We start from the raw sequence: 14151 nt of genomic DNA on the forward strand, positions 1-14151 counted from the left end.
GATGTCATGAATCCTCCGCTGGCCGGTGAATCGCCGTCAACCGCCGTGCTGCATGTCGTCGTCTAGGGCGACGCGGTGTGACGTGACATCGAATGAAACGAACGCTGGCTGCCGTTTTTGCGGTGCTTTGCGTATTGTTGGTCCCGCGTCGACCTGTGTCTGACGTGCTGATTGCAGTAATTGCCGCGTGCTTCAGCATAGGACATGCAGATGGTAACAACGCCTGGTAAATTCCCGTTGTCCTGACGAATCAGGGAACGCTACTTGCTGCCCTCGGAATGTAGTGTCGGAGTCGCTCTACCTTGACCCTTTGTTGGATTTGTCATGAGCTACCAGAACCTGGACAGAGAGATCGCCCACCTCGAACTCGTGTTCGGGCGGATCTCGGTGAATGACCGCATACCGCTTTCCTATTGGCAGAACCGGCTCGACATGCTGTCGAGCGCGGCGCTGATGCCCGCGCAGCGCGCGCGCATCGTGAAGCTCGAAGCCACGCTGTCCGCGCTGCGGGAATCGGAGGAAACCGTTTGTGAAGCGCCGCCGGGCAGCTTAAAGGGCGCCCGTTTATGACGGGGGCGTCGAAGAACGAGCGTTCTGAAGCGCCTGCCGCAAGTGCCGGGAATCACGCTCCCCGTGCCGAAGACGCGGGGGCGGACTCGCCGCATCTGAACGAGGGCGAGCAGAATCAGGCGGCGCACCACATGGCGCCTCATGCGCTGGTGCTGCATGAAATCGTCCGTGAAGAAGGCGAAGCGGCGCTCGAGCGAACCATCGGCGCGTTGATCTGGTCGTCGCTGGCTGCGGGACTGTCGATGGGCTTTTCGTTTCTCACGCAAGCGGTGCTCGAAGCCGGCTTGCCGGATGCACCATGGCGTCACCTGGTGTCGAGCTTCGGCTATTCGATGGGCTTCGTGCTGGTCATCATGGGGCGCCAGCAGCTTTTTACCGAGAGCACGTTGACCGTCGTGCTGCCCGTGTTGACGCGGCGCGATCCGCTCACGCTCCTCAAAGCCATGCGCTTATGGGGCATCGTGCTCACTTTCAACCTGATCAGCACGTGGATTTTCGCGGCGATGCTGCGCATACCCGATGTGTTCGCGCCCGCCGTGGTGGATGCATTTGGCGACGTGTCGCGCGCGGCGGTCGGCTCCGAGCATATGCTGCCCACCATGGTAAAAGCGATTTTCGCCGGCTGGCTGATCGCGCTGATGGTGTGGCTGTTGCCGAGTGCGCGCTCGGGCCGCTTGTTGACCGTGCTGCTGATTACGTATGTGGTGGCCGTCAGCCATCTTTCGCACATCATCGCCGGATCGACGGAGGTCGCTTACGCGTTCATGACCGGGGATGCGAGCTTGCACGACTACTTCTTCCGCTTTCTGGTGCCGACGCTCGTGGGCAATACCGTCGGCGGGATGTCGCTTGTCGCGCTGCTCAATCATGCCGCCATCGCGCCCGAGATAAACGGCCATCGTTGAGCGGCGACACATAGAAAGCGCGCCGGGCCGACGCATGTTTTCTAACCCGGTGGGCCCTTAAAAGCCAGCGGTTCAGCCGATGAGAATCCGCGCACCAAGCGCCAGCACCAGCGCGGGCAGCATCACCACGACGCCTACCTTCAGGAACTTCATGAAGCTGACGTCCTCGCCTTCGCGGCGGATTGCGTTGAGCCAGAGAATCGTCGCGAGCGAACCGGTGATCGACATGTTGGGTCCGAGGTCGACGCCGATCAGCAGCGCGTCGATCACACGCTCGGGGCTATGCGCCTGCATCACCGTGGAACTCGCGATCAGACCGGCCGGCAAGTTGTTCATCAGATTGCTGCCGATCGCGATGGCGGCGCCGGCCCAGCCCGCCGTGGTCACTTGGTTGTGTTCGGCTCCGGCGCGCGTCATTGCGGCCAGCATGCTAATGACGCCGGTGTGGTCGAGCATTTCGACGAGCACGAACAGCGCGGCCACGAGCGGCAGCACGCTCCACGATATTTCGCGGATCATCGGCAGCGGCGATTTGCGTTCCTGGATGAGCACGACGAGCGCGGTCGCCGCGCCGAGTATCGCGGTGGGCAGGCCCAACTGGATGTCGAATGCGGACACCGCCAGCAGCACGACAGCCGTTACGCCGATACCCGCCAGCGCGACACGTCCGCTCGACGATAACCGAAGCGGTTCGAGATTCGCCTCGCAGACGCCGGCAAGCGCCTCGCGCTGCGTCCAGCGCAGCAGCACATACGTCGCGACGATCGACAGCAGCGAAGGCAGCGCGAAGCGCATCAGCCACGCGCCGAGCGCGGGCGTGTGGTTGCCGTACAGCACGATGTTGGCCGGATTGGAAATCGGCAGCACGAAGCTCGCTGCGTTCGCAATCAACGCGCAGACGAACAGCAGCGGCAACGGATCCGTCTTCGCTTTTTTCGCCGCGGCAAACACAGCCGGCGTCAGCACGACGGCGGTGGCATCGTTCGAAAGAAAGGCGGTGATGACCACGCCGACCAGATAGACCAGCAGGAAGAGCTTGCGCGGCGAGCGTTGCGCATGGTTGACCGCGAGGACGGCGACCCAGTCGAAGAGCCCTTCGCGGCGTCCCACTTCCGAGAGCAGCATCATGCCGAACAGAAACAGATAGACGTCGGAGCCCTTGCCGACGGCTTCTATCGCGAGGTGGACCGGCAGCAGCCCAAGCGAGACCAGCAGCAATGCGCCGGCCACGGCCCACACCGCCTCAGGCCATTTGAAAGGCCGGGTGATGACACCAGCCGTCGCGAATGCGGCGATGCCCCATGAAAGGAAAATCGAAGTCACAACGTAAGCCCCGAATGGATGGTTGTACGTAGGCAATGCCTGGTGCGCAGGATAACCCAACTCGAGTCCGGCTCACGCTTCGTTCAGCGTTGTTGGCAGCCACGCGCCACCGCGGCATTAGCGCTACCACTACAACGATCTGTTCTGTCGCACCCGGCTATTCAGGTTCGATTGACATCCCTACTATTCGCAGTCACCGCGACAATTCACGACCTGCGAATGAACGATACATCCCGCTCTATCGATACCGACGGTTTCCGCGGCGCCGCGATCGCCTTGCATCGGCCCATTCGTCAACTAGCAGATCATCGGCGTCGATTCATTACGGCTTGTTGGCAATCAAATTCCCCACTGCGCGCAATCAACGCGCGCAGGTTCGATAGGATGCGTACCACTATGAAAACCACTTTCCATCGTTCTATTCTTGCGGGCGTCGCCGCCCTTTCGTTCGTCGGCGCGGGCCTCGCGCATGCCGACATCGACACGAGCAAAAGCACCGTCATTGCAACGACGAAGCAGATGAACGTGCCCGTTGACGGCAAGTTCAAAAAGTTCTCGGCGCAACTGTCCTTCGATCCGGCGAAGCCGGCGGCGGGCAGCGCCAATGTGTCGATCGACACGGGCAGCTACGACCTCGGCGCCGACGATTACAACAAACAGGCGCAAGGCAAGGAATGGTTCGACAGCGCCGCATATCCGGCCGCTACGTTTGTCTCCAGCGCGATTGCGCCGGCCGGCGGCAATCAGTACAAGATCACCGGCAAGCTGACCATCAAGGGCAAATCGCAAACCGTGGTCGTGCCGGTCACCATTGCAAGCCAGGGCTCGGCTCAGACTTTCGACGGCTCTCTGCCGATCAAGCGCTCGCAGTTCGACGTCGGCACCGGTGAATGGAAAGACACGTCGGTCGTCGCTGACGAAGTGGTCATCAAATTTCACCTCGTCGCTTCCAGAAAGTGATTAGACACACTCGAACGAAACACTAAAGCGTCATAGCACTTTTCGAAACCTGGAGAACATCTTGAAGAAACAATTCCTGCTCGCCGCGGGCGCACTGGCCGCCGCATTGTCGTTCAACGCAATGGCTGCCGACACGTATCAACTCGATCCGACGCACACGTACCCGAGTTTTGAAACGGATCACTTCGGCGGTCTGTCGACCTGGCGCGGCAAGTTCAAGAAGAGCAGCGGCACCGTGGTGCTCGACCGCGCGGCAAGAACCGGCACGGTCGACGTGACAATCGACATGAGCTCGGTGGATATCGGCAATGACAAGCTCGATTCGGAACTGGTCACGAACAAGTTCTTCGACGTCGCGACGTACCCGAGCGCGACCTACAAGGGCACGCAAATCCGTTTCGACGGCGACAAACCGGTCGAAGTAATCGGCACGCTGACGCTGCACGGCGTGACGAAACCGGTCAATCTGAAGATCGAATCGTTCAAGTGCTTCGTGAACCCGATGCTTAAGCGCGAAGTCTGCGGCACGGAATCGACGGCGACGTTCAACCGCGACGATTTCGGCGTCGACTTCGGCAAGACCTATGGCTTCAAGATGCAGACCACGCTGCACATCCAGGCTGAAGGCATCAAGCAGTAACGTCAGGGCGGGCGCCGCTTCACGCCCGCTTGCTAGCGCAGGCCTCAAACCACGCTTTCGCTCGGCGACAAGGTCGAGCGCCACAAGGTCTACCGCGTGCTGCAGATTGGCGTGAGCTATCGCTTGCACGCAGTACTTGCGACGGCGGAGCGAGGTACTATTACGGGTCCCATCCGTTTCCGCCCGTCATGAGTTCAGCAGACCGCCGTATTGCGCATCTCGACATGGACGCGTTCTACGCGTCCGTCGAGCTGTTGCGCTATCCGGAATTGCGCGGCAAGGCGGTGGTGATCGGCGGCGGCCGCAACGGCGCGCCGCAAACGCTCGAAGACGGCAGCCGCCGTTTCGCGAAACTGCGCGATTATGCGGGGCGCGGCGTGGTGACCACATCCACGTACGAAGCACGCGCGCTCGGCGTGTTCTCCGCAATGGGCATGATGAAGGCGGCCGTGCTCGCGCCCGATGCGATCCTGCTGCCCACCGATTTCGACTCGTACCGTCATTACTCGCGGCTCTTCAAGGCCGCGGTCGCCACCTTCACGGATCGCATTGAAGACCGGGGCATCGACGAAATCTATATCGATCTCACCGAGTTGCCGGGCGATGCCCGCGACATCGCGGCGCGCATCAAGCAGGCCGTGAATCAGGCCACAGGGCTCACGTGCTCGATCTGCGTGGCGCCGAACAAGCTGCTCGCGAAGATCGGTTCCGAGCTCGACAAGCCAGACGGCCTCACGATTCTTACGCCGGCGGACGTGCCGCTGCGCGTGTGGCCGTTGCCGGTGCGCAAGGTCAACGGCATCGGTCCCAAGGCGGCGGAAAAATTGACGGCGCTCGGCATCGCCACGGTTGGCGATCTGGCCGCGGCAGACGCGGGCTTGTTGCAGGATCATTTCGGACGCAGCTACTCGGCGTGGCTAATGCAGATTGCGCAAGGGCACGACGAACGGCCGGTGGTGGTCGAGTCGGAACCGAAGTCGATGAGCCGCGAAACCACCTTCGAGCGCGATCTGCATCCGCGTCATGATCGCCCCGCGCTGTCCAGCTCATTTACCGGCCTGTGCATGCGAGTCGCCGAAGATCTGGTGCGCAAAGGCTATGTGGGCAAGACGGTCGGCATCAAATTGCGCTACGACGATTTCCGCACGGTGACGCGCGACCTGACACTCGACACGCCGACCGCGGATGCCGCCGAAATACGGCGCGCGGCTACCGAATGCCTGCGGCGAGTCGAACTGAACCGCAAGCTGCGGCTGCTCGGCGTGCGCGTGAGCGCACTGACTCGGGCAAGCGAGCAAGCGCCGCAGAGGCGTCTACCGGTTCAGGCCGACTTGCCTTTCACAAGCGACGAATAAGTGCCCGCTGCCGGCTCGGAGGTATCGGGCACGTTCGGGCCTACGTTCGCGCTCACATTCGAGCCCGCATTCGAACCCGCATTCGCGCCGGCGCTTGAACGCCCGTTCGGCGCCACACTTTCCGCGCGCCAAGCCGCAATCGAAAACGCAAAAGTGTTGATGCCACGGGCGCTATGCACCGACACGCTACCTCGATGCATCTCCGCAATCGCCTTCACAATCGCGAGACCCAGGCCGTGATTCTCGCGGCTATTGGTGCGCGAAGCTTCCGCGCGATAGAAACGGTCGAACAGATGTTCGAGCACGGCGGGCTCGATCGGCTCGCCGGGATTGGCCACTTCAACGCGCACCTGGTCCCCTTCGCGCACGATCCTGACGCTGATCACGGCACCCGGCTCGCAATGCTGGATCGCATTCATCAACAGATTGGTGCAGGCGCGTCCGAACAGCGAGCGGTTCACACACGCGAGCGCGTCGCCTTGCAAGCGTGCATGCACTCGCGCTTCTTCAAGCGGAATCTCGAGAAACTCCAGCGTATGTGCGACTTCAGCGGCGAGCGACACTTCCATGAGCCCCGTCGCGCGCTCGCCCTGATCGGCGCGCGCAAGGAACAGCATGTCGTTGATGATGGCGCGCATGCGTTCGAACTCTTCGAGATTCGATTGCAAGGTGTGGCGCAAATCGTCGACGGAGCGGTTGCGTGTCAACGCGACTTCGGTCTGGCCGATCAGAATGGTCACCGGCGTGCGCAGTTCATGCGCGACGTCCGCATTGAACGATTCGAGGCGGCAGTATGCGCCGTCGAGGCGTTCGAGTGCGCCGTTGAACGAATTAGCCAGGTCGTTCAATTCATGCGGCAACGACGCGGTATTCAACCGCTGCGAGCGATTGTTCGGACTGACGGCGGACGCGTCGCGGGTGAGGCGCGTCAACGGAGCGAGACCGATGCGCGTCACCGAATAACTGAGCAGCAGCACCGCGAGGCTGCCTAACGCCGACAGCGCGGCGAGCGCGAAGCCGAACACGCGCATCGTGCGAATATTCGGCGAATAGCTCGACGCGACCTGCAATTGCATCGGCGGACGCGTGGAATAGCCGGGGATGGACACGGTGGTGGTGAGCATATCTTCGCCACCGTCCACCGGCTTCACGCGCGCGTAGCCGCCGGGCCACGTCTTCACAGTCGAGCCTTCGATAGGCTTGCCGTAGTTATACGACGGCTCGATGCTCGTTACCGCGTACACGGTGCTGCGGTCATGCGGCGTCATGTCGGTGAGCTTCTCGCGCGACATGCGCCATTTGTCCGGCGTCAGCCCGTGATTGCAAATTAGCCGCGCAATTTGCGCGCGGTCGTCGAGCGATTCGCGCAAATGGTTTTCGAGCTGCGTGCGCAACACCGCAAAAAGCCCCGCGCCGACGAGCGTGAACACGAACAGCGCGACGAGCGCGAACATCAGGGCGAGCCGTCGCGCGATCGAGCGGTTCATGACTGCTCCGCCTCTTCGCGCACTTCGAGCACGTAACCCATGCCGCGCACGGTGTGCAGCAGCTTCGATGGGAACGGACCGTCGAGCTTCGCGCGCAATCGTTTGATCGCGGTTTCAACGACGTTCGTGTGACTGTCGAAATTGACATCCCACACGAGTTCGGTGATCGCGGTCTTCGACAGAATATCGCCTTGCCGGCGAGCCAAAACACTCAGCAGTTGGAATTCCTTCGCGGTCAGATCGAGGCGCACACCGTCACGCGTCGCGCGCCGTCCGATCAGATCGACAAACAGATCGCCGACGGAAATCAGCGTGGACTCCTGCGAGCGGGTACGGCGCGCCAATGCGTGCAGGCGCTCGACCAGTTCGAGAAACGAAAAGGGTTTGGTGAGATAGTCGTCGGCGCCTTCGCGCAGACCGCGCACGCGGTCGTTCACATGATCGCGCGCGGTCAGCATGATGACCGGCGTCGACTTGCGCATGCGCAGCGCCTTTAACACGCTGAAGCCGTCGCGCTTGGGCAGCATCACGTCGAGCACGATGACGTCGTAATCGAATTCGGTGGCCAGATGTGTGCCCTCTTCACCATCGAGCGCGACGTCCACGACCCAGCCCTGCTCTGTCAAACCGGAGCGCAGGTAATCCACCACCTTGTGCTCGTCTTCAACAATCAGCAATTTCATGCGCGTCCCCTAGTGTCTGCATTATACGAAACGCCTTGCATTGCTTCTTTCACCATGTGGCGTCTCACGGCGCGGCGACTCGTGCTTGCGGCGTGCCGCTCGACTTCATGTCCTGTTGCCCGACGCCCGGCGTCGCCATGCCCGCATCCCAACCGCCGCCCAGCGCTTTGACGAGCGCAACGGATAGCGTCATCTGCTGGCCGTGAATCTGCGCGTCCTGGCGCTTGCTGTTGAGCAACGACTGCTGCGCGGTGATCACATCGAGATACGCGACGAGGCCGCCCGAATAGCGGTCGTTAGCGAGCGCAAGCAGACGCTGTGCATCCGCGACCGCTTCCTCCGACTGCCTGGCCGCACCATCGAGCACGGCAAGACCCGTGATGCCGTCCTGCACCTGCTGGAATGCGTTGAGCACCGTTTGCCGATAGTTCGCCTCGGTCGCCTTGTAGCCTTCGCTCGCGAACTGCACATTGGCCGCGCGGCGGCCGCCGTCGAACAGCACCTGGCCCGCTGCCGCGCCGAGCGTCCACATCAGCGTGGGTGCGCTCAACAAACTCGCGAACTGCGTGCTTTCCCAGCCGATGCCCGGTGTCAGCGTCAGGCTCGGAAAAAACGCCGCCTTGGCGACGCCGATCTGCGCGTTGGCCGCCGCCATCGCGCGCTCGGCCGACGCGATATCGGGCCGGCGCTGCAATACGTCGCTAGGTACGCCGAGCGCAATCGCCGGCACCGGAACGTCGAGGACCTTGGGCTCGATTGCGAACTGCGGCGCAGGCACGCCGACGAGCGCGGCAATCGCATGCTCGAACTGCGCGCGCTGATTCAGCAGCAGTTGCGCCTGCACCCGTGTGGTGTCGAGCAGCGACTTCTGCTGCAATACGTCGAGCCCGGACACCGCGCCAAGTTCATGTTCGGAGCCCACGTAATCGAGTGCTTTCTGCTGCAGCTTCACCGATTGATTCAGTACGTCGATCTCGGTGTCGAGCTCGCGCAACGAGAAATAGTCGCTCGCGACTTCGGTGGTGAGAATGAGCCGCGCGTTGGCGAGATCGTCCGCCGATTGCTCCGCGGAAGCCGCCGCGCCTTCCACCTGGCGCCGTATGCGGCCGAACAGATCGGTGTCGTAGCTGATCGTGGGGCCGAGTTGCAGGTTGTTCTGCACCGTCGACGTGGTCGGCACCGAGTAATTGGTGCGCGGCCGGTCCCGCGAAATTCTGAAGCGCGATGCCGATGCCGCGAGGTCCACTTCCGGCACCTGCTGCGCGCGCGTGTTCGCGAGCGTTGCCTTGGCTTGCGCATAGTGCGCGCTCGCGGCGACAAGCGTCTGATTCTGCGCCAGCGCCTGCGTTTCCAGCCCGGCAAGCGTCGAATCGCGGTAGACGTTCCACCAGTCCGGCTCTATCGGCGCGTGTGACGGAGCCGCGACGCGCCAGTATGAATCCGTGTTCCATGCGGGCGGCACGTCCGCTTGCGGCCGCTTGTAGTCCGGTCCTACCGTGCACGCGGCGAGCAAGGCCGCACTAGTAGCCGCTGCAAGGACGATGACAATGCGGCCCGCGCAATTCCGCTTCACGACGCCCCCTTCGTGTTCTTTTGCGGCTGCGAGATCTGCACGTGATCGCCGTCGGCAATCGAATCGCTCGGGTTAATGATGATCCTGTCGTTCCCGTCGATGCCGCTTTCTATTTCAAGCGTCTGCCCGAAATCCTGCGCGATGACGATCTTGCGCAACTGCACGTTGCCGTTTGCGTCGACCACGGCAACGCGCGGACCTTCTGCGCGAAACAGCAACGCATTGCCCGGCACCATCCATTGCGAGCGCGCCACTGAAGGCAGCGCGACCTGCACATACGCGCCGGGACGCAGCGTGTTATCCGGATTCGGCAGCGTCACTTCGATTTGCAGCGAGCGAGTGGGCACATCGATCGCGCCCGAGATATGGGTGACGGCGCCATGAAACTGGTGGCCGGGCAGTTCCGCCTGGGTGACGACGACGTTCTGTCCCACCGACACGTTTTGCGCATACGCTTGCGGCAATTGCACGAAAACCCGCAGCGGGTCCGACTGCGCGAGCGCAAACAGCGCGCGGCTCGTGCCGCTGCCCGCGTCGATCAGATCGCCGACATCCACATTGCGTTGCGTGACCACGCCCGCGAACGGCGCCACGATCCGCTTGAACGATTCGAGCTGCCGCAAGCGCTGCACGTTTGCATCGGCGGCGGCGAGATTCGCGACGTCCTGCGTGTAGGTGCTCTGCCGTTCGTCGAGTTCCTGCTGCGATACCGCATCCCGTTGACGAAGCTGCTGCCAGCGCTCGAGCGAGCTCTTCGCAAGCGCGAGACTCGAACTGGTTTGCTGACGCTGCGCCAAAGCTTGCGCGAGCTCCTGATCGATTTCAGGCGTGTCGAGTTCAGCGAGCAATTGGCCCTGCTTCACGCGCGTGCCGATGTCGACGTATCTGTGCAGCAGATAACCGGTGGAGCGCGCATAGATCGGCGACTCGACATTGCCGCGCAACGTGCCCGGCAATGTGGTGCTGCCGCCGCCTTCGGTCGGCGTCGGGCTCACCACGTTCACGTATTGCGTGGCGTTCTGTTTCGTCGTTTGTTCGACGGAACGGTTTTGCATGAGATTCGCGATCACCGTGCGTAACGCGCCTACGGCGAGCAAGGTCAGCACGATCCAGATGGCGATCTTCGCGCGCTTCCATTCGCGATTGCGCGGCGGCAGTGCGTGGCCGCCTTCGGTCTCTCGCGACGGAATCGCCAGCGATGCATGAGTTTTTTCGGTCATCTCAGTTAGCCATCTCGGTTAGCTAGCTCCGTTAGCCTGGGTAGCCGTTTTCTTCAACTTCATTATCCAACGCCAGGCCGGTTCGGCGGCGCCGTCTCGCTATTGCCTTCAGCGCCGTCACGATGACGGCGCGCGAGGCGCGTATGAATGGCGGCGAACACCAGTGGCACGAAAAACAGCGTGGACACCGTCGCAAAGAGCAATCCGCCAATCACTGCGCGGCCGAGCGGCGCATTCTGCTCGGCGCCCTCGCCGAGACCGAGCGCCATCGGAATCATGCCGATGATCATCGCGAAGGCGGTCATCAACACCGGGCGAATGCGGCTCGCTCCCGCTTCGAGCGCGGCAGTCAGCGGCGGCGCGCCGGCGGAAAGCCGCTGACGCGCGAACGCCACCATCAGAATACTGTTGGCCGTGGCGACGCCCATCGTCATGATCGCGCCGGTCAGTGCCGGCACGCTCAAATGCGTGCCCGTCAGGAAGAGTATCCATACGATGCCGGCCAATGCCGCAGGCAACGCGCTGACGATAATCAGCGGATCGACCCACGACTGGAAGTTCACCACGATCAGCAGATACACGAGCACGATCGCCATCGCCACGCCGAGGCCAAGACCGAAGTACGAACTGCGCATGGTCTGCACCTGGCCACGCACGGTGATCTGGCTGCCGCGCGGCAGCGACGCGCGCGCGTTGTCGACCAGCTTGTCGACCTGATCCGCGACGCTGCCGAGATCGCGTCTATCGACGCTCACATACAGATTGATCACGGGCCGGATGTTGTAGTGCGTGACAACCGCGAACTGGTTTTGCGGCGACACGCGCACCAGATTGCCGAGCAGTTGCGTCGGTCCCGTTGCGGAGCCGGACACCGGCGTGCGCAACAGGTCGTCGATCGATGAAATGCGGTACTGCGGCGTTTGCACTGCCACGTTGTACTCGACGCCGTTGCGGTCGTTGTACCAGAACCCGGGCGACGTCTGCGAGCTTCCCGACAGCGAAATCAGCACGTTTTGCGCGACATTGCTCGCGGTCAGATTGAGTTGCTGCAGACGCGTGCGGTCCATCTGCAGGTTGATCGCGGGCTCATCGAGCTTCTGCTGGATATGGGTGTCGACGGTACCCGGAATCATGCGTACCTGTTTCAACAGCTTGCGCGCAACGTCGAAATTGCCCAGTTGATCCACGCCGGAAATTTGCACGTCCACCGCTGCAGGAAGGCCGAAGTTGAGGATCTGCGTGACGATGTCGGCGGGTTGAAAGAAGAACTCCACGCCGGGAAAGCGTTGCGGCAACATGGCGCGTAGCTTGTCTATATAGATTTGCGTCGGCTCGTGGCCTTCATTAAGCGCGATCTGAATCTCGCCGTCGAGCGTGCCGATCGTCCCTGCATTGCTGTACGAAAGATTGATACCGCTATACGGCAAGCCGAGATTATCGAGTATCGTGCCGAGTTCTTTCGGGGGCACGACCTCGCGAATCACTTTCTCGACCTCGTCGGCAAGACGGGCAGTTTCCTCGATGCGCGTGCCGGTCGGCGCTCGCATATGCAAGCGGATATTGCCCGCGTCGACGCTCGGGAAGAAGTCTTCGCCGAGCACGAAAACCAGACCCATCGAAACTACGCAGAAGCCGAGAAACAGGCTGCCGAATCGGCCGCGGCGCACGAGCAGGCTGCTGAGAATCACAATGTACGCCGCTCGCATGCGCTCAAAGCCGTTGTCGAAGCGTCGATAAAGACGCGCGAACAGACTGGGCTTCGCGTCGGCCTTCGGCTTGTGCGCGTGGCCCATCAGCAGCATCGCCAAAGTCGGCACCAGTGTGCGCGACAGAATGTACGAAGCGAGCATCGCGAACACGACCGCCTCGGCCAGCGGCACGAACAGATAGCGCGCCACGCCGGTCAGAAAGAACATCGGCACGAAGACGATGCAGATACACAGCGTCGAGACGAGCGCGGGAACGGCGATTTCGCCGGCGCCTTCGAGAATCGCATCGTGCAGATTCGTGCCCATATGCAGATGCCGCTCGATGTTCTCGATCGTGACCGTGGCATCGTCGACGAGAATACCCACTGCAAGCGCGAGACCGCCGAGCGTCATGATGTTGATGGTCTGCCCGAGCGCATGCAACGCGATCAGCGAAGAAAGAATCGACAGCGGAATCGAGACCGCGATGATGCACGTGCTGCGCCAGTTGCCGAGAAACAGCAGAATCATCGCGGCCGTCAGCGCGGCGGCGATCACAGCCTCGCGAACCACGCCCTGCACTGCCGCCTTCACGAATACCGACTGGTCGAACAACGCCGTGATGTTCAGATCCGGCGGCAACGCGGCGCGTGCGGTCGGCAACAAACCGTGCAGCGTATTGACGATTGAAAGCGTCGACGCACTGCCGTTCTTCAGCACCGATATCAACACGCCCCGATGACCGTTCTGCCGCACGATATTGGTTTGCGGCGAGAAACCGTCGCGCACGTGAGCGACTTCGCGCAGATACGTCGTCGCGCCGTTGACGGTGCGCACCGGAATATCGTTGAGTCCTTCCAGCGTCGGCGGCGAGCCGTTCATGTTGATCGTGTATTCCTTCTTTCCGATCTTCGCTGTCCCGGTTGGCAGGATCAGGTTTTGCGCATTGAACGCACTGACCACGTCCAATGGCGTAAGACCTTTGGTCAGCAACGCGCGCGTATTCAGGTCGACGGAAATCAGCCGCGATTTGCCGCCGTACGGATAGGGCACGGCCGCGCCGGGGATCGTCACGAGTTGCGGCCGCAGGAAGTTCAGCGCCGTATCGTTGAGTTGCTGTTCGGAAAGCTTGGCGCTCGACAAGCCAAGCTGGATCACCGGAATGCTCGACGCGGAATAGCTGATCACCAGAGGCGGCGTGGCGCCAGGCGGCATCTGCTTGAGCTGTGCCTGTTCGACCGCCACGGTCTGTGCAATCGCCGTCTGAATGTTCGCATTCGGCTGCAGAAACACCTTCAGGATCGTGATGCCCGCGAGCGATTGCGACTCGATGTGCTCGATGTCGTTGACCGTGGTCGTTAAACTGCGTTCGTTGACCGAGGCGATCCGATGGGCCATGTCCTCAGCGGACAAACCGTTGTACGTCCAGATGATACTTACCACCGGAATGTTGATTTCCGGCAGCACGTCGACCGGCGTGGTGAACAGCACGAAAGGCGTCGCCAGCAGGATCAGAATGGCCATCACGATGAACGTGTAGGGCCGCTTAAGCGCAACGTTGACGATCCACATGAAACGCGCCGAAGTAAGGTGAAGGTGAATTCGAGCTTATGCTAGATCGCTAGAACCAACACCTGCATGGCGCGAAAATGGCGGAATTGTCAGGAAGCTTATCGTAAGAAAAGAGTATTGCCAGGCGGCTCTGCACAATGGCCGGCCGCCCTTTCATTTCAATTTGCCTACGCTT

11 protein-coding genes are annotated in these 14151 nt (G+C 61.7%); 5 read left to right on the plus strand and 6 right to left on the minus strand.

Features of this window, described 5'->3' with window-relative positions:
- Positions 1 to 324: 324 nt before the first annotated feature.
- Both C0Z16_RS07585 and C0Z16_RS07590 read left to right on the plus strand, forming a co-directional pair.
- Positions 325 to 570, plus strand: a complete 246-nt coding sequence (locus C0Z16_RS07585; protein WP_102631554.1) for a hypothetical protein — start codon at positions 325 to 327, stop codon at positions 568 to 570.
- Positions 567 to 1475, plus strand: a complete 909-nt coding sequence (locus tag C0Z16_RS07590) for a formate/nitrite transporter family protein (protein ID WP_102631555.1) — start codon at positions 567 to 569, stop codon at positions 1473 to 1475. Before C0Z16_RS07585 ends, C0Z16_RS07590 begins: the two co-directional genes overlap by 4 nt.
- Positions 1476 to 1547: 72 nt before the next feature.
- Here the strand turns inward: C0Z16_RS07590 and C0Z16_RS07595 are convergent, their stop codons facing one another.
- Positions 1548 to 2798: an arsenic transporter gene (locus C0Z16_RS07595; protein WP_102631701.1), complete on the minus strand. Its 1251-nt coding sequence runs from the start codon at positions 2796 to 2798 to the stop codon at positions 1548 to 1550.
- A 396-nt stretch (positions 2799 to 3194) separates the two neighbouring features.
- On the opposite strand from C0Z16_RS07595, the gene C0Z16_RS07600 reads away from it, so the two are divergent.
- The 3 genes from C0Z16_RS07600 to dinB all read left to right on the plus strand — a co-directional run bounded on the left by C0Z16_RS07600 (position 3195) and on the right by dinB (position 5753).
- Positions 3195 to 3758: a YceI family protein gene (locus C0Z16_RS07600; protein WP_102631556.1), complete on the plus strand. Its 564-nt coding sequence runs from the start codon at positions 3195 to 3197 to the stop codon at positions 3756 to 3758.
- A gap of 61 nt (positions 3759 to 3819) precedes the next feature.
- A complete protein-coding gene (locus C0Z16_RS07605; protein ID WP_102631557.1) occupies positions 3820 to 4398 on the plus strand; it encodes a YceI family protein in 579 nt (192 codons plus the stop codon).
- Positions 4399 to 4586: 188 nt separating this feature from the next.
- Positions 4587 to 5753, plus strand: coding sequence for a DNA polymerase IV (dinB, locus tag C0Z16_RS07610; protein ID WP_102631558.1), 1167 nt, complete (start codon positions 4587 to 4589; stop codon positions 5751 to 5753).
- Here dinB and C0Z16_RS07615 read toward each other — a convergent pair.
- The 5 genes from C0Z16_RS07615 to C0Z16_RS07635 form a co-directional block, all read right to left on the minus strand.
- Positions 5720 to 7240: a heavy metal sensor histidine kinase gene (locus C0Z16_RS07615; RefSeq protein WP_102631559.1), complete on the minus strand. Its 1521-nt coding sequence runs from the start codon at positions 7238 to 7240 to the stop codon at positions 5720 to 5722. The two genes, dinB and C0Z16_RS07615, sit on opposite strands and share 34 nt — an antisense overlap.
- Positions 7237 to 7923: a heavy metal response regulator transcription factor gene (locus C0Z16_RS07620; RefSeq protein ID WP_102631560.1), complete on the minus strand. Its 687-nt coding sequence runs from the start codon at positions 7921 to 7923 to the stop codon at positions 7237 to 7239. The genes C0Z16_RS07615 and C0Z16_RS07620 overlap by 4 nt, the downstream gene beginning before the upstream one ends.
- Before the next feature lie 64 nt (positions 7924 to 7987).
- Positions 7988 to 9496, minus strand: a complete 1509-nt coding sequence (locus C0Z16_RS07625) for an efflux transporter outer membrane subunit (RefSeq protein ID WP_102631561.1) — start codon at positions 9494 to 9496, stop codon at positions 7988 to 7990.
- The gene (locus C0Z16_RS07630; RefSeq protein WP_102631562.1) at positions 9493 to 10716 is read right to left on the minus strand and encodes an efflux RND transporter periplasmic adaptor subunit; all 1224 of its coding nucleotides are present in this window, start codon (positions 10714 to 10716) and stop codon (positions 9493 to 9495) included. The genes C0Z16_RS07625 and C0Z16_RS07630 overlap by 4 nt, the downstream gene beginning before the upstream one ends.
- Before the next feature lie 62 nt (positions 10717 to 10778).
- Entirely contained in the window at positions 10779 to 13976 is a 3198-nt protein-coding gene (locus C0Z16_RS07635; protein ID WP_102631563.1) for an efflux RND transporter permease subunit, read from the minus strand.
- Positions 13977 to 14151: the final 175 nt, after the last annotated feature.

The organism is Paraburkholderia rhynchosiae, from assembly GCF_002879865.1.
Lineage (GTDB): Bacteria > Pseudomonadota > Gammaproteobacteria > Burkholderiales > Burkholderiaceae > Paraburkholderia > Paraburkholderia rhynchosiae.